At 51.9% G+C, this 15,590-nt stretch carries 15 protein-coding genes; 5 read left to right on the top strand and 10 right to left on the bottom strand.

The features are described from left to right. The first annotated feature begins 184 nt into the window (after positions 1-184). Positions 185-643, top strand: a complete 459-nt coding sequence (locus LY264_RS08750; RefSeq protein ID WP_032943976.1) for a YehR family lipoprotein — start codon at positions 185-187, stop codon at positions 641-643. 43 nt (positions 644-686) lie between these two features. Here the strand turns inward: LY264_RS08750 and LY264_RS08745 are convergent, their stop codons facing one another. The 3 genes from LY264_RS08745 to LY264_RS08735 are packed head-to-tail and all read right to left on the bottom strand — an operon-like array spanning position 687 to position 3,605. Beyond that, the gene (locus LY264_RS08745) at positions 687-1,157 is read right to left on the bottom strand and encodes a YehS family protein (RefSeq protein WP_003834454.1); all 471 of its coding nucleotides are present in this window, start codon (positions 1,155-1,157) and stop codon (positions 687-689) included. 46 nt (positions 1,158-1,203) lie between these two features. Beyond that, positions 1,204-1,923: a two-component system response regulator BtsR gene (btsR, locus tag LY264_RS08740; RefSeq protein WP_003840155.1), complete on the bottom strand. Its 720-nt coding sequence runs from the start codon at positions 1,921-1,923 to the stop codon at positions 1,204-1,206. Continuing rightward, positions 1,920-3,605 carry a sensor histidine kinase gene (locus tag LY264_RS08735; protein ID WP_003834458.1) on the bottom strand — a complete coding sequence of 562 codons (1,686 nt, stop codon included), beginning with the start codon at positions 3,603-3,605 and terminating at the stop codon, positions 1,920-1,922. The genes btsR and LY264_RS08735 overlap by 4 nt, the downstream gene beginning before the upstream one ends. A gap of 225 nt (positions 3,606-3,830) precedes the next feature. On the opposite strand from LY264_RS08735, the gene mlrA reads away from it, so the two are divergent. Next, complete coding sequence (mlrA, locus tag LY264_RS08730) at positions 3,831-4,562, top strand: HTH-type transcriptional regulator MlrA (protein WP_048224569.1); 732 nt, start codon at positions 3,831-3,833, stop codon at positions 4,560-4,562. A gap of 51 nt (positions 4,563-4,613) precedes the next feature. After that, positions 4,614-4,721, top strand: a complete 108-nt coding sequence (locus LY264_RS08725; RefSeq protein WP_003027354.1) for a protein YohO — start codon at positions 4,614-4,616, stop codon at positions 4,719-4,721. On the opposite strand, the gene LY264_RS08720 is transcribed toward LY264_RS08725, so the two are convergent. From LY264_RS08720 to bglX, 5 genes are all read right to left on the bottom strand, one after another. After that, positions 4,702-5,433 carry an ABC transporter permease gene (locus tag LY264_RS08720; protein ID WP_048224572.1) on the bottom strand — a complete coding sequence of 244 codons (732 nt, stop codon included), beginning with the start codon at positions 5,431-5,433 and terminating at the stop codon, positions 4,702-4,704. The genes LY264_RS08725 and LY264_RS08720 overlap by 20 nt on opposite strands. Continuing rightward, positions 5,417-6,364 (bottom strand): ABC transporter ATP-binding protein, encoded by a 948-nt coding sequence (locus LY264_RS08715; protein WP_071692569.1) that lies wholly within the window; start codon positions 6,362-6,364, stop codon positions 5,417-5,419. The genes LY264_RS08720 and LY264_RS08715 overlap by 17 nt, the downstream gene beginning before the upstream one ends. After that, the gene (locus tag LY264_RS08710) at positions 6,357-7,523 is read right to left on the bottom strand and encodes an ABC transporter permease (RefSeq protein ID WP_048225810.1); all 1,167 of its coding nucleotides are present in this window, start codon (positions 7,521-7,523) and stop codon (positions 6,357-6,359) included. Before LY264_RS08710 ends, LY264_RS08715 begins: the two co-directional genes overlap by 8 nt. Before the next feature lie 15 nt (positions 7,524-7,538). Next, positions 7,539-8,456 carry a glycine betaine ABC transporter substrate-binding protein OsmF gene (gene osmF / locus LY264_RS08705; RefSeq protein WP_071692568.1) on the bottom strand — a complete coding sequence of 306 codons (918 nt, stop codon included), beginning with the start codon at positions 8,454-8,456 and terminating at the stop codon, positions 7,539-7,541. Between the two features lie 232 nt (positions 8,457-8,688). After that, on the bottom strand, positions 8,689-10,986 hold the full coding sequence (gene bglX / locus LY264_RS08700) for a beta-glucosidase BglX (RefSeq protein WP_071692567.1): 2,298 nt from the start codon (positions 10,984-10,986) through the stop codon (positions 8,689-8,691). A gap of 232 nt (positions 10,987-11,218) precedes the next feature. Between bglX and dld the strand changes: the two genes are divergently transcribed. Beyond that, positions 11,219-12,928, top strand: a complete 1,710-nt coding sequence (gene dld / locus LY264_RS08695; protein ID WP_048224581.1) for a D-lactate dehydrogenase — start codon at positions 11,219-11,221, stop codon at positions 12,926-12,928. Positions 12,929-13,029: 101 nt separating this feature from the next. Here dld and pbpG read toward each other — a convergent pair whose 3' ends face one another. Beyond that, positions 13,030-13,977: a D-alanyl-D-alanine endopeptidase gene (gene pbpG, locus LY264_RS08690; protein WP_048215922.1), complete on the bottom strand. Its 948-nt coding sequence runs from the start codon at positions 13,975-13,977 to the stop codon at positions 13,030-13,032. A gap of 180 nt (positions 13,978-14,157) precedes the next feature. Next, on the bottom strand, positions 14,158-14,745 hold the full coding sequence (locus tag LY264_RS08685; protein WP_003834475.1) for a Yip1 family protein: 588 nt from the start codon (positions 14,743-14,745) through the stop codon (positions 14,158-14,160). A 240-nt stretch (positions 14,746-14,985) separates the two neighbouring features. Between LY264_RS08685 and LY264_RS08680 the strand changes: the two genes are divergently transcribed. Beyond that, positions 14,986-15,555 (top strand): DedA family protein, encoded by a 570-nt coding sequence (locus LY264_RS08680; protein WP_003834476.1) that lies wholly within the window; start codon positions 14,986-14,988, stop codon positions 15,553-15,555. Positions 15,556-15,590 lie beyond the last annotated feature (35 nt).

The raw sequence follows: 15,590 nt of genomic DNA, 5'->3' as shown, positions 1-15,590 counted from the left end.
AACCGCAGCGCTTTTTTTTGCTACGCAAGTGCTTCCTCTAATCTTAACCCCTGCTCCATTTTCGGACTGCTTCGTTGTTAATATTAGATTTATTCTATACTGCTCTGGTATCAAGGTAGTCCGGGCTCACCAGATTCGTGGACGTTATTATTTAACATCCGATATTCATGAAATGGAGTTTTACATGAAAGCGTTACAAAAATTATTTTCTCTCGCCGTGGCATCGATTGTGGTTTTTTCCCTGGCGGGATGTGGTGATAAAGAAGAGACAAAAACATTCAATGCCAACATTAATGGTTCTGATATCACCGTCTCCTACACCTATAAAGGTGATAAGGTCCTGAAGCAAATCTCCGAAAGTAAAATTAGCTATGCGTCAGTCGGTGCCAGCAATAAAGAGGAAGCAGCAAAAGTATTCGACGCATTAAGCGCCAAATATCAAAACATTACTGGCATAGAAGAAAAACTCACCTATTCAGATACCTACGCGCAAGAAAATGTCACTATCGATATGGAAAAAGTTGATATAAAAGCGTTGCAGGCCATTTCAGGGATGAAACTCTCTGAAAACGCCGATAAAAACATCAGCATGAAGCAAATGCAAACGGTAATGGAATCGGCGGGTTTTAAAGAAGTGAAGTAAACCATCGGCGACCCGATGTTAATCGGTGTCGCCCATTTTTTCTTTATGGTTTCGCGTTATGTACCCGTGATGTCAAACCACGCAGAAAATAACGCAGGAACTGATCGCCGCATTCGCGATAGTTCTTATGATCAGGGGCACGCATCATGGCGGTAATTTCCGGCATCGACACACGGAATTTCTGCTCGGTCATAATAGCCAGAATATCGTCGGTTTTCAGCGAAAAGGCGATACGCAGCTTTTTCAGCACCGTATTGTTATTAACACGACGCTCCAGCGCCAGTTCCGGTGCAGAATCATCTTTACCACGCAGATGATAAATCAGGCCGTTTAAAAAACCGGAGAGAATGATATCCGGGCAACGAACAAACCCAGCCTCATCTTCTTTTGTCATCCAGGTATCGAAACCTGCGGAGGTGGATTCCATGTCAGCAAGCGCAAGAATACGCACCATGTCGTTATTGTTCGCTTTCAGGGTGTAGCGCAGGCTACGAAGAATATCGTTACTTAGCATAGAGCCTTCAACTGTCGGTGATGCAATGGCGCGCAGTGTATCAGTTTTACAGTCCAATCGCCTCTTTTAGACTTTTAAGATAACGACGACTCACCGGAACGGTCAGTCCGTTACGCAAAATCAGTTCCGCCTGACCGTTGTCTTCCAGACGGATCTCCTGCAATTGCGCCATATTTACCAGATATTGCCGATGACAACGCAGCAGAGGAGTACGGCTCTCCAGCGTCCTGAGCGTCAACTCAGTGAAGCCTTCTTTACCATCGCTGCTCGTCACATACACACCACTCATGCGACTGCTGATAAACGCCACATCATCCATTTGCAGCAAATAAATCCGACTATGGCCGCTGCACGGAATAAACTTCAGTGCCTGCTGATTTTCTGGCAGCAGTGATACATCCTGCTTGGTGCGCTCCTGACGCAAACGGATCAGCGTTTTTTCCAGCCGTGCTTCTTCAATCGGCTTGAGCAGATAATCAAACGCATGTTCTTCGAAGGCTTTCACCGCATACTCATCAAAGGCGGTCAGAAAAACAATGTACGGACGATGCTCGGGATCAAGCATGCCAACCATTTCCAGGCCGCTGATACGCGGCATCTGAATATCAAGGAACAGAACATCCGGACGCAATTTATGCACCGCGCCAATGGCTTCCACCGCATTCGAACATTCACCGACAATCTCGATGTCGCTTTGCTCTTGCAACAGGATCCGCAGATTCTCCCGGGCTAACGGTTCGTCATCGACAATCAGCACTTTGATCATGCCAGTTCCTCCAGAGGAAGTCGTAAAGTGATTCGAGTAAAGCGGTCAGGTTCACACGCTACGCTGATGCCAAAATCATCACCAAACCGCTCGCGCAGTCGTTTATCGACCAGATTCATACCCAGTCCACTGGCTTCTGAGGTTGGCTGATACAGCCCGGCATTGTCTTCGATATCCAGCATCAGATATTGCCCTTCGCGACGGGCGGTAATCGATACTTCACCGGTATCCAGTAACTGAGAAGTACCGTGTTTAATGGCATTCTCCACGATGGGTTGCAGAGTAAAGGCGGGTAATTGCTGATGCGAAAGTTCTTCTGGCACCGTCAAGGTCACCTGAAGACGTGACTGGAATCGTGCCTTTTCAATTTGCAGATAAGCATTAACGTGTTCAATTTCATCTGCCAGCGTCACAATTTCCGACGGGCGTTTTAAATTTTTACGAAAGAACGTCGACAGATACTGCACCAGTTGGCTGGCCTGCTCGCTATCGCGTCGGATCACAGCTTTGATGGTGTTGAGAGCATTAAACAGAAAATGGGGATTGACCTGGGCGTGCAGGAGTTTTATTTCCGACTGCGTGAGCATCGCTTTTTGCCGCTCATACTGCCCGGCCAGAATTTGCGCCGAAAGCAGTTGGGCGATCCCTTCCCCCAGCGTACGGTTGATCGAACTAAAGAGGCGGTTTTTGGCTTCATAAAGTTTGATGGTCCCCATTACCCGCTGGTTTTCACCTCGCAGGGGGATCACCAGCGTCGAGCCTAATTTGCATTGCGGGTGCAAAGAGCAACGGTAAGGAACTTCATTCCCATCGGCATACACCACCTCTCCGGTTTCAATCGCGCGTTGGGTATATGACGATGAAATAGGTTTTCCGGGTAGATGGTGATCGTCACCAATACCGGTAAATGCCAGCAGTTTCTCACGGTCGGTAATCGCCACCGCACCGATATCCAGCTCTTCATACAGCACCTGAGCAACCTTCATGCTGTTAACCTCGTTGAATCCCTGGCGCAAAATACCTTCCGTTGAGGCGGCAACTTTGAGTGCTGTGGCGGAAAAAGCGGAGGTATATTTTTCAAACATCGCCCGTTTATCGAGCAAAATACGCATAAATAAGGCGGCGCCCACGGTATTGGTCACCATCATCGGCGCGGCAATATTGCTGACCAACCGAAACGCATCATCGAACGGACGCGCAATTAATAAGATGATCAGCATCTGCACCAGTTCGGCAACAAAGGTAATCGCTCCCGCGGTCAGCGGACTAAAGACTTTATCGGTACGACCACGACGGGTAAGCACGCTGTGCACCAGCCCGCCGAGCAACCCTTCCACAATGGTCGAGATCATGCAGCTAAGCGCAGTCATCCCCCCCATCGAATAACGATGCAAACCGCCGGTAAGACCAACTAAACCGCCAACCACCGGGCCGCCAAGCAGCCCGCCCATCACCGCGCCAATAGCGCGAGTGTTAGCAATAGAGTCATCGATATGCAGCCCGAAATAGGTGCCTAAAATGCAGAAAATGGAAAAAGTAACATAGCAAAGCAGTTTGTGCGGGAGTCGGATAGTCACCTGCATCAACGGGATAAACAAACGCGTTTTGCTCATGAGCCACGCGATAACGAGGAACACACACATCTGCTGAAGCAGCAGCAACACCAGATTAAACTCGTACATACCCGCCAACCACACATCACTTAAAAGCGCGTAACATACATGGGCTGCGTATAACTTTCTTTGAAGTGTTGCAAAAAAAGACGAATTTGTGAGAACGATCACTCGAAAGCGCGAGCATGGTTACAAATTCACCCATTCATAGATCAAAAAACAGACAAAACTACCTGGTTCGCAAAAGAGCGTCTAAAGTAAAACTGGGACCTCGCGAGCAAGAGTGAGACGACGATGGCGCTTTACACAATAGGTGAAGTGGCTTTGCTTTGTGATATCAACCCTGTCACTTTACGCGCGTGGCAGAGGCGTTACGGATTACTTAAACCGCAGCGGACAGACGGCGGGCATCGCCTGTTTAACGATGCGGATATCGACCGGATCCGCGAGATAAAACGCTGGATAAACAACGGTGTTCAGGTCAGCAAGGTTAAAATGTTGCTCAGCAATGAGAGCATTGATGTGCATAACGGTTGGCGTGAACAACAAGAGACGCTGTTGAGCTATTTGCAAAGTAATAATCTGCATAGCCTCAGACTGTGGATCAAAGAGCGCGGCCAGGATTATCCCGCGCAAACGCTCAACACCCATTTGTTCATTCCGCTGCGCCGACGTCTGCAATGCCAACAGCCGATCCTGCAGGCGTTACTGGGGATCCTCGACGGCGTACTGATCAACTACATCGCGATTTGTCTTGCCTCAGCACGTAAGAAACAGGGGAAAGATGCTCTGGTGGTTGGCTGGAACATTCATGATACGACCCGTTTATGGCTGGAAGGTTGGGTCGCCAGCCAGCAGGGATGGCGCATTGACGTCCTTGCCCATTCGCTGAACCAACTGCGACCGGAGCTGTTTGAAGGTCGCACCTTGCTTGTCTGGTGCGGCGAGAACCAAACGCCCGCTCAGCAGCAACAGCTGAATGAATGGCGCGCGTTAGGTCACGATATTTATCCACTCGGTATTTAATATTCTATTAACAAACGTGTACAATCCTTGAATTCACATAAGGAGTGCATAATGAGCGCAGCTAAAATCGGTGTCATTACCCTCTTCCTGCTGATGGCCATCGGCGGTATCGGCGGTGTCATGCTGGCAGGCTATACTTTTATTTTACGTGCCGGGTAAGATGTCTCGCTAATTTCTCAAACCCGCGATCAACAATTACCGCCGCCAGCGCGACCAGCAGCGCCCCCTGAATCACATAGGCGGTATTGAACCCACTTAGCCCGATAATAATCGGCGTACCCAGCGTGTTCGCCCCAACGGTTGAGGCGATGGTTGCAGTGCCGATATTAATAATCACCGACGTGCGAATCCCCGCCAGAATCACCGGGGCCGCCAGCGGCAACTCGACTTTACGCAGCCGCTGCCCCTGACTCATTCCCATTCCGCTGGCAATATCCATCACGCTGGGTGAAATTCCTCCGAGTCCGGCCAGCGTTGCCTGCAAGATCGGTAATACGCCATACAGGATCAACGCGATAATTGCCGGTTCAGGACCAAATCCCATCACCGGTACAGCTATCGCCAACACCGCAACTGGCGGAAAGGTCTGCCCCACGGCGGCAATGGTTTCCACCATCGGCCGGAATTCCGCGCCCCAGGGCCGGGTTACCGCTATACCGGCCCCGGTGCCAATGAGTACGGCATTCAGGCTTGAAATCCCCACCAGGCAAAAATGGCTCAGTGCCAGCGCCGCAAAACTTTCCTGCTGATACACGGGACGCGGTAGCGCCGGAAATAGCGCACTGAACAAGGCCTGACTATGAGGCAACCCAACTAACAGGACCAGAAACAGGACAATAAGCCATAACAACGGATCAGCAAGACGTTTCACGGGTCGGCATCTCCGAAAGCAAATCACGAAAATGAAGCGTCCCGCAGGACACCCCCTGCGGGGTCACGACCGGCAAGACGTCGCAACCGCGCGCTACGAACACCGACAACGCATCACGCAGCGTCATTTCATCTACCAACGGTTCACCGGCTGTGTGTTCACCGCGACGGATAAAATCCCCTACCGTGCGAAGCGACAACAAACGTACGCCCAGTTCACTACGGCCAAAGAATGTTTGCACGAATTCGTTCGCCGGTGCTGTCAGCATCGAAAGCGGCGTGCCTTGCTGTACTACCTTTCCTGCATCCATCAGAACCAGATGCTCCGCCAGCCTTAGCGCCTCGTCGATATCATGCGTCACCAGCACAATGGTACGCCCGAGCAGACGATGAATACGCGTCATCTCCTGCTGCAGCGCACCGCGTGTGACCGGATCCAGCGCGCCAAAAGGCTCATCCATCAGCAGTACCTGCGGATCTGCCGCCAGGGCACGCGCCACTCCGACCCGCTGCTGTTGCCCGCCAGACAGCTGATGCGGATAACGATGGCGCAAAATGTCCTCAAGACCCAGCAGCGCCATCAGTTCGTCTGTTCGGTCATCAATACGAGAACGCGACCACTTTTGTAGCTGCGGCACCGTGGCGATGTTCTGCGCGACTGTCCAGTGGGGAAACAAGCCAATCGACTGAATCGCGTATCCCATGCGCCGCCTTAACTCCAGCACCGGCAGGCTGCGGATCTCTTCCCCGGCAAAGCGAATCTGTCCGCTGTCATGTTCAACCAGCCGATTGATCATTTTCAGCGTGGTGGATTTCCCGGAACCTGACGTGCCAATTAACACCGAAAAGCTGCCCTCCCCCAACCGCAGGTTAAGGTCGTCAACGGCTGTTTGCTGACCATAGGTTTTACTGACATGGCGAAATTCAATCATTGTTTGTTACCTTCAACAGCGCGAGCCCTAAATCAAACAGCGCATCAATCAATACTGCCAGTACCACAACCGGGATCACGCCCAGCAACACTAAATCGACGGCGCTACTGAGCAATCCCTGAAAGACCAGCGCGCCAAATCCCCCTGCGCCAATCAGCGCAGCAATAACCGCCATTCCCACCGTTTGCACCATCACTACCCGTAAACTGCGCAAGAAGACCGGCAATGCCAGCGGGAACTGCACCGAGACAAATCGCTGGAAAGTGTTCATCCCCATCGCTCGGGCGCTTTCCAGTACATCCTGCGGCACCTGATTCAACCCAGCCACAACGCCACGAACCAGCGGTAACAGCGCATACAGCACTAACGCAATAAGCGCAGGCGTCAGGCCGGTTCCGGCGACGCCGAGCGAACCCAACAAAGGAAAGTGCTTCACCAACCCGGCAAGGGGCGCAATTAACAGGCCAAACAGCGCGACTGAGGGAATGGTTTGGATGATATTCAGTACCGCAAAAACAGGCCCCTGACGGGAGACAGAGAAAGCACACCAGATGCCCAACGGCACACCAATAAGCAGCGCGGGCACCACGGTAGCGAACAGAATTGTCAGATGCTGCGTCAGGGCGTCGTTGAAGACATCCTGACGGTTGGCATATTCTTTAAGCAGGGAAAGATCGTTAAACGTGCCGGAGAACATAAGCACCAGCGGAAAAATAAACATTTGCGCGTGCAACAGCCAACGCCATGATGCCAGCTCGGTTATGCGACGAATAGCGTCACTGGCGGCCAGCAACATTAGTCCTAGCCCCAACCAGAACCCGCTGCCCAGGCTGGTTCTGGCCAGTGGACTTCCCGTCTGGGCCAGATACGTTGCCGTTGTTCCTGCGGTTACCAGCGCTGCAATAACCAGCAACTGGCTAATAACAAGGGTCAATATATTGCCGGGCTTTCCCGGTACAAAGCATAGAAGAAACAGCAGCAAACAGGCTACTGCCAATCCCCACGCCATGTCGGGCCGGATATCCCAGAGTTGGCGCCCCTCACCGGAGACCAGGCGATTAGGCGCATAGCTAATGAAAGGCAGCGCTGCCGCCGCGAAGGTAAGAAGTACCAGCAACAACAGCACCCGATTAACTGAAATCTTTGACAAAACACCCACCTGCTGCAAACTCCGTTACTTCACCCATCCTTTTTGCTTCAGGTAGTCTGCTGCAACTTTTTTCGCATCCAGCCCCTCCACGGCAATACTGGCATTCAGCTGCTGCAACGTTTTTTCATCCAGGCTGGCAAAAACTGGTTGTAGCCATTCTCCCATTTGCGGGTAGTCTTTCAGCACCGATTCACGTACGACGGGTGCTGGCGCATAAATGGGCTGGACACCTTTTGGATCGCTTAAAGTTTGCAGACCGAGCGCCGCTACCGGGCCATCGGTGCCATAAGCCATCGCCGCATTGACGCCAGAAGTCTGCTGCGCCGCTGCTTTAATCGTCACCGCGGTATCTCCCCCAGCTAGCGACAACAGCTGATTTTGATTCAGTTTGAAATCATAGGCCTTTTCAAACGCAGGCAACGCGTCAGCCCGTTCGATAAATTCAGCAGAGGCAGCAAGTTTGAACGTTCCCCCGTCTTTCAGGTAGCGGCCTAAATCAGCAAGGGACTCAAGCTTGTTCTTTTGCGCGACATCCTGGCGTACCGCAATGGTCCAGGTATTATTGGCGGGTGCAGGTGTTAGCCAGACCAGCTTATTTTGCTCTGCATCCAGCTTTTTCACTTTATCGAAACCGGCCTGAGCATTTTTCCACGCGGGATCATTTTCATCTTTAAAAAAGAATGCGCCATTACCAGTATATTCCGGATAAATATCCAGCTCACCGGAGTTGATTGCCCCACGCACTACTGGGGTGGTACCCAGCTGTACTTTATTGACAGTTTTCACGCCATGGCTTTCGAGCACCTGCAAAATAATGTTGCCGAGCAGCGCCCCTTCGGTATCTATTTTTGAACCAACCGTGACGGGTGACGCGGCCTGTAAGGGTAGGCTTATCGCGGCTAACAGCACCAGCGAACCCACCGATACTTTTGAGATTATCATGCTGTACTCCTCATCCTTTTGCGGCCCTTTTCAGAGACTTGAGGAAAAAGCATAGTCGAAAAATCAAGCCTTAACCTGGCAATTGGGTGGTAACGCTGAGAGTTATTAGCGGTAAGGCGATAATAAAATAAAAAAAATCCGGCAAACCCAATGTGAATTTGCCGGATGATACGACTTTGTCGGCCTGATAAGCGTAGAGCCATCAGGCATGCTGCATGACTTTATTCATCTATTACAGCAGTTCAAATTCGCCCTGCTTCACTCTGGCGGAATCCACGCCGATGAAAACGTTAAATTTGCCAGGCTCTGCATCGTATTTCATCTGCTGGTTCCAGAATTTGAGCGCTTCAATATCAATCGGGAAGCTGACGGTCTGGGTTTCACCTGGCTTAAGATTCACTTTTTCAAAACCTTTCAGCTGTTTTACCGGACGACTCATGGAGGCGGTCACATCCTGTAAATACATCTGAATCACCGTTGCACCTTCGCGTTTGCCGGTGTTGGTCACCTGCACGCTGGCCGTCACGGTTCCGTCACGCTTCATCGTCGGAGAAGAGAGCTTCACATCAGAAACCGTAAACGTGGTGTAGCTCAGGCCATAACCAAAGGGATACAACGGACCATTGGCTTCATCAAAGTAGCGCGACGTGTACTTGTTCGGCTTATCGGCGTTATACGGACGGCCGGTATTGAGATGGCTGTAATAGACCGGGATCTGTCCAACAGAGCGCGGGAAAGACATCGGCAGCTTGCCTGACGGATTGTAATCACCAAACAGCACATCGGCGATGGCGTTACCGCCTTCCGTCCCGGCAAACCAGGTTTCGAGGATCGCATCGGCTTGTTGATCTTCCTTCACCAACGCCAGCGGACGACCGTTCATCAACACCAGAACCAGAGGTTTACCCGTGGCTTTCAGCGCAGCAATCAGGTCACGCTGACTTTGCGGAATGGTGATATCGGTGCGGCTGGAGGCTTCATGCGCCATGCCCTGCGCTTCACCGACTACCGCGACAACCACATCAGATTGCTTCGCGGCGTTAACGGCTTCATCGATCATCGCCTGCGGCGAACGCGGATCAACCTTTACCGCTTCTTCATACAGGTTGAGGAAATCGACAATGCCTTTGTCGTTGGTGATATTCGCCCCTTTGGCGTACAGCACTTTGCCCTGTTCGCCGACGGCATTTTTAATCCCCGTCAGCACCGTTACCGACTGATCGGCAACACCGGCGGCGGACCAACTGCCCATTACATCACGCTTGCTGTCGGCCAGCGGTCCGACAATCGCCACGGTGGCGGATTTTTTCAGCGGCAACGTTTCCAGACGGTTTTTCAGCAACACCAGGCTTTCGCGCGCCACTTCACGCGCCTCTTTGCGATGCAAACGGCTTTCTGCGTTGGTGTCCTGTGGGTCAGATTCTTTGGCCCCCAGATGGCTGTACGGATCGTTAAACAACCCCATATCATATTTCACGTTCAGCACATGACGCGCGGCGTCGTCCAGCTCCGCCATCGTCACTTTGCCGGATTTAATCAAGCCCGGCAGATATTTGCTGTAATACTCATCGCTCATACTCATGTTGATGCCGGACTTGATCGCCACACGCACCGCATCTTCAGGATCAGAGGCGGTACCGTGCTTAATCAGTTCCTTAATCGCGCCGTGATCGGAAACGGTAATCCCCTTAAAGCCCCATTCATCTCGCAGCACGTCTTTTAGCAGCCATGCATCTGAGGTTGCTGGTGTACCGTTCAGCGAATTAAGACCCACCATCACCGCACCGCTACCGGCGTCCAGCCCGGCTTTATACGGCGGCATATAGTCGTTGAACAGACGCTGTGGGCTCATATCGACGGTGTTATATTCCTTGCCACCTTCAACCGCGCCATAGGCGGCGAAGTGCTTGACGCTGGTCATCACCGAATAGCGGTCAGCCGGGCTTTTCCCCTGCATCGCTTCCACCATGGTTTTACCCATCGTAGCCGTTAAATACGTGTCTTCACCAAAACCTTCTGAAGCACGGCCCCAGCGCGGATCGCGAGAGACATCGACCATTGGCGCCCAGGTCATATTCAGACCATCATCGGCAGCTTCATACGCGGAAATACGGCCAACGGTTCTGACCGCATCGAGATTAAAAGAGGACGCCAGGCCAAGACTTATCGGGAACACGGTACGCTGGCCGTGCAATACGTCGTAGGCAAAAAAGAGAGGAATTTTCAGACGGCTGAGCTCCATCACCTGATCCTGCATTTTGCGGATATCCTGGCGCGTGACGGTGTTAAAAATTGCCCCAACCTGCCCGTCTTTGATCATCTCGCGGATGGCTTCTTTCGGGTTATCAGGCCCTACGCTTATCAAGCGTAGTTGCCCAATTTTCTCATCCACGGTCATCTGTTTAAGTAAATCGGTAACGAATGCATCCCGCGCTTCTGGCGTCAGAGGATGGTTACCAAACAGCGTGTCCGCCAGCGCTGGTTGCAACGCCAGACTCACCGCGACACCTACAGAACATAGCCATTTCATGTTGATTCTCTCTTTATTTTTTCCCGACGAGGCAGCGAAAATATAACAAAAACCGCAGTTTGCCGTAAGACTAAACGGGAGCGATAAAGAAAGCTAAGGTTATTCTCCTAATTTTCGAAACCAACGCGACTCAGTGGAGGACAACCCAGAGACAATGTGAATGAGAAAGCGTATTGTCATACAAAGCGCTATGCTTGTTCCTGATATTGAGTCCCACCACAAGGAGTGGAGAATGTCTTCCATTACAACAGATAATAAAGCTTTTCTGAATGAACTGACCCGTCTGGTAGGTCATTCACACCTGCTCACAGACCCTGCTAAAACCGCCCGCTATCGCAAGGGATTCCGTTCCGGTCAGGGCGATGCACTCGCCGTGGTGTTCCCTGGCTCGCTTTTAGAACTGTGGCGCGTCCTCAACGCTTGCGTCGCCGCAGATAAAATTATCCTGATGCAGGCCGCCAACACTGGCCTGACCGAAGGCTCTACGCCGAGCGGTAATGATTACGACCGCGAGATTGTCATTATCAGCACCCTGCGCCTTGATAAGCTGCACGTCATCGGCAAAGGCGAACAGGTGCTGGCCTATCCCGGCACCACGCTTTATTCACTGGAAAAAGCGCTCAAACCGTTTGGCCGTGAGCCGCATTCGGTGATCGGATCTTCCTGTATCGGCGCTTCAGTGATTGGCGGTATTTGTAACAACTCCGGCGGCTCGCTGGTTCAGCGCGGTCCGGCATACACGGAGATGTCGCTGTTTGCGCGTATTGACGAGCAGGGTAAATTACAGCTGGTTAACCATCTGGGTATCGAACTGGGCCAGACCCCAGAACAGATCCTTAGCAAACTTGATGACGAGCGTATCAAAGATGACGATGTGCGCCACGATGGACGTCATGCACACGATCACGACTACGTTACCCGCGTCAGAGATATTGAGGCGGACACGCCCGCTCGCTATAACGCCGACCCGGATCGGTTGTTTGAATCATCCGGTTGTGCAGGCAAGCTCGCGGTTTTTGCGGTGCGTCTGGACACCTTCGAAGCCGAAAAAAACCAGCAGGTCTTTTACATCGGTACCAACCAGCCAGAGGTACTGACGGAGATTCGCCGTCATATTCTGGCAAAATTTGAGCATCTGCCGGTCGCCGGTGAATATATGCACCGCGATATTTATGACATCGCTGAGCAATACGGCAAAGATACGTTTCTGATGATCGACAAGCTCGGCACCGACAAAATGCCCTTCTTCTTCACCCTGAAAGGTCGCACCGATGCGATACTGGAAAAAGTGAAAATTTTCCGTCCACATTTCACCGATCGGGCAATGCAGAAATTTGGCCATTTGTTCCCCAGCCACTTACCCGCGCGCATGAAAAGCTGGCGCGATAAGTACGAACATCACCTGCTGTTAAAAATGGCCGGTGGCGGCGTGGCTGAAGCGCAAAACTGGCTAAGCGAGTTTTTCAAAACCGCTGAAGGCGACTTCTTTGCCTGTACGCCGGAAGAAGGCAGCAAGGCGTTTTTGCATCGCTTTGCGGCGGCTGGCGCGGCGATTCGTTATCAGGCCGTACATGCCGATGAAGTGGAAGATATTCTGGCGCTGGATATCGCGCTGCGCCGTAACGACACCGAATGGTACGAGCATCTGCCTGCAGAGATCGACAGCCAACTGGTGCACAAACTCTATTACGGCCACTTTATGTGCTACGTCTTCCACCAGGATTACATCGTGAAAAAAGGCGTGGATGCGCATGCGCTGAAAGAGCAGATGCTGGAGCTTCTGCACGAGCGCGGAGCACAGTATCCAGCAGAGCATAACGTCGGACATCTGTATAAAGCACCGGAAACATTAACCCGTTTTTACCGCGAGAATGACCCCACCAACAGTATGAATCCGGGGATTGGTAAAACGAGTAAGCAAAAGTTCTGGAAAGAGTCGTAAACCAGAAAAAGATAAGCGCCACCGGGCATGTTGCCGGGGGCGCTTCGCTTGCCCGGCCTACCGCTACATTAGCTATGTGTATGCCGGATAAGTTGTCTTATTTAATCGTTCTGTGCAGTTTGCTCGCTCGTCACTGAACCCGCCGCTGCCATCTGCGCCGCTTTTTGCTTTTTATAGCTCAGCGCCGCTGCCGGAACCGGCATCACCTTGCCCGTTTCGATCCAGGTACGTAAACGGCTGGCATCAGCAAAGTGGGTATATTTACCGAACGCATCCATCACCACCAGCGCCACCGGTTTGTTATTGATCACGGTGCGCATCACCAGACAGTGGCCTGCCGCATTGGTAAACCCGGTTTTGGTTAACTGAATATTCCAGTTATCGCGGTATACCAGATGATTAGTGTTACGGAATGGCAGCGTATAAGCCGGGTTGGCAAAAGTCGCCATATCTTCACGCGTGGTGCTTAACTGGCCAATCAGCGGATACTGTTTGCTGGCGATCAGCAGCTTGGTTAAATCACGGGCGGTCGAGACGTTATGAATCGATAAGCCGGTTGGTTCCACAAAGCGAGTCTGAGTCATGCCGAGCGCTTTCGCTTTGGCATTCATGGCCTTAATAAACGCGTTATAACCGCCAGGGTAATGATGCGCCAGGCTCGCCGCCGCACGGTTTTCTGATGACATCAGCGCCAGCAGCAGCATGTCTTTACGGCTAATTTCACTGTTCAGTCGCACACGAGAGTAGATGCCTTTCATTTCCGGCGTCTGACTGATATCAACTTTCAGCTTCTCATCCAACGGCAGTCGTGCATCAAGCACCACCATCGCGGTCATTAATTTGGTAATCGACGCTATCGGACGCACCAGATCCGGGTGGTTCGAATAGATAACTTTGTTGGTATTCAGATCAACAATCATCGCGCTACCGGACGCTATCTCAGGCTGAGAAGCTGCTACAGTAGGTGCCGTTTTAGCCACGGCTTGGGGTGCAAAAGGAACGGCCAGCACCAGGGCAAGGCTTAATAATGAAACTCGGAATTTCAGCATGATGAGATTTCTGATAATGGTTCACGCACGTCACAACGCACACCGCCAGAGACTAAGTATTATCTCAAGCTAGCTCAGGCATCATAGCGATCCGGCAGGTTTGCCGCCACAGGAGAATCGTCTCGAAATGCTGCGTTGCTGACTTTTACGTCAACAACGCAGCGCAGACAGGTTTATCCGTCAAAATAACCGATAGCCGTAACCCCACAGGATTACCGTAATCGCCAGCAGAACTTCCAGCACCAGCACACCGATCGCCAGCGTCGAACTGGAAAAGCTCAGGCCTTCCTCTTTAGAGATATTCAGGAACGTCGGAATGCCGAGATAGAGTAAATAACCGGTGTAAAACAGCGCAATGGTCCCCACCAATGCGCACAGCCAGACCAGCGGATAAAGTGCGACCAGCCCGCTTAAAAACAGCGGCGTCGCGACATATCCGGCAAACACCATACAATGCGCCAGCGACGGACGTTGCGGATAATTACGCGCCATCCACCAGATAACCCGGCCCATGACGGCGACGCCTGCCAGCATGACCCCGTAGAACAGAATTGCCATCGCAAATCCGGTCAACAGAGATAACTTCAGGATATTGCCATCGCCAAAATTCCAGCCGATTTGCGTGGTACCGATAAACGCGCAAACAACCGGGATTGCCGCCATCAGCAGTACATGGTGGGTATAGTGATGCGAAACACTTTCGTTTTCGCTGTTGATCACGTGCATTTCACGATCGGGATGGGAAAATAGCCCCCAGACATGGTTCATACCGCCCCCTTCTTGTCAGCTCCGGACCTCAACACTTCAATTATAATTCAGCTTTTGATTATTTTATGTACACAGAGAAAATACCGAAGCGCCGGGTAAAAAGTGTGTAAGCCGTAGGCCTGATAAGCGAAGCGCCATCAGGCATTAGGGAACTGAACGACGTTATGCGCTACTACGCGGCTTTTCCGGCATCAAATAATCATAGGGTGTATGCTATGACCAGTGGAGGTCATACAACGTATGGATATAACGCATTATGTTGCGCAGTACGGCTATGCTGCGTTAATCATCGGCAGCCTGGCGGAAGGTGAAACCATTACCCTGTTAGGCGGCGTCGTGGCGCATCAGGGAGTCCTGAAATTCCCGCTGGTGGTACTCTCGGTCGCACTAGGTGGGATGATTGGCGATCAGTTGCTCTATTTACTCGGACGTCGTTTTGGCGGCAAAATTCTGCGTCGTTTCTCGCGCCATCAGGCGAAAATTCATTATGCGCAGAAAATGATCCAACGACGTCCTTACCTGTTTGTGGTCGGTACGCGCTTTATGTACGGCTTTCGCGTTATTGGTCCCTTACTGATTGGCGCCAGTCACCTGCCGCCGAAGATCTTTTTACCGCTGAATATTCTTGGCGCGTTTGTCTGGGCATTGCTATTTACCACCCTTGGCTACGTCGGTGGTGAAGTGATTGCACCGTGGCTGCACAGCCTCGACCAGCATATCAAGCATGGCATCTGGCTGGTGCTGGTTATTGGGATAGTCGCGGGCGTTCGCTGGTGGATGAAACGCCGAAGCACGCGTAAAGCGCAATGAAGATGGCCCGCCAGCGGAACACCGGCGGGCCGAAC

This window comes from Citrobacter portucalensis, assembly GCF_023374935.1.
GTDB lineage: Bacteria > Pseudomonadota > Gammaproteobacteria > Enterobacterales > Enterobacteriaceae > Citrobacter > Citrobacter portucalensis.
Note: the sequence above shows the minus strand (reverse complement) of the source record. Positions and strands in the feature narration are given on the sequence as shown.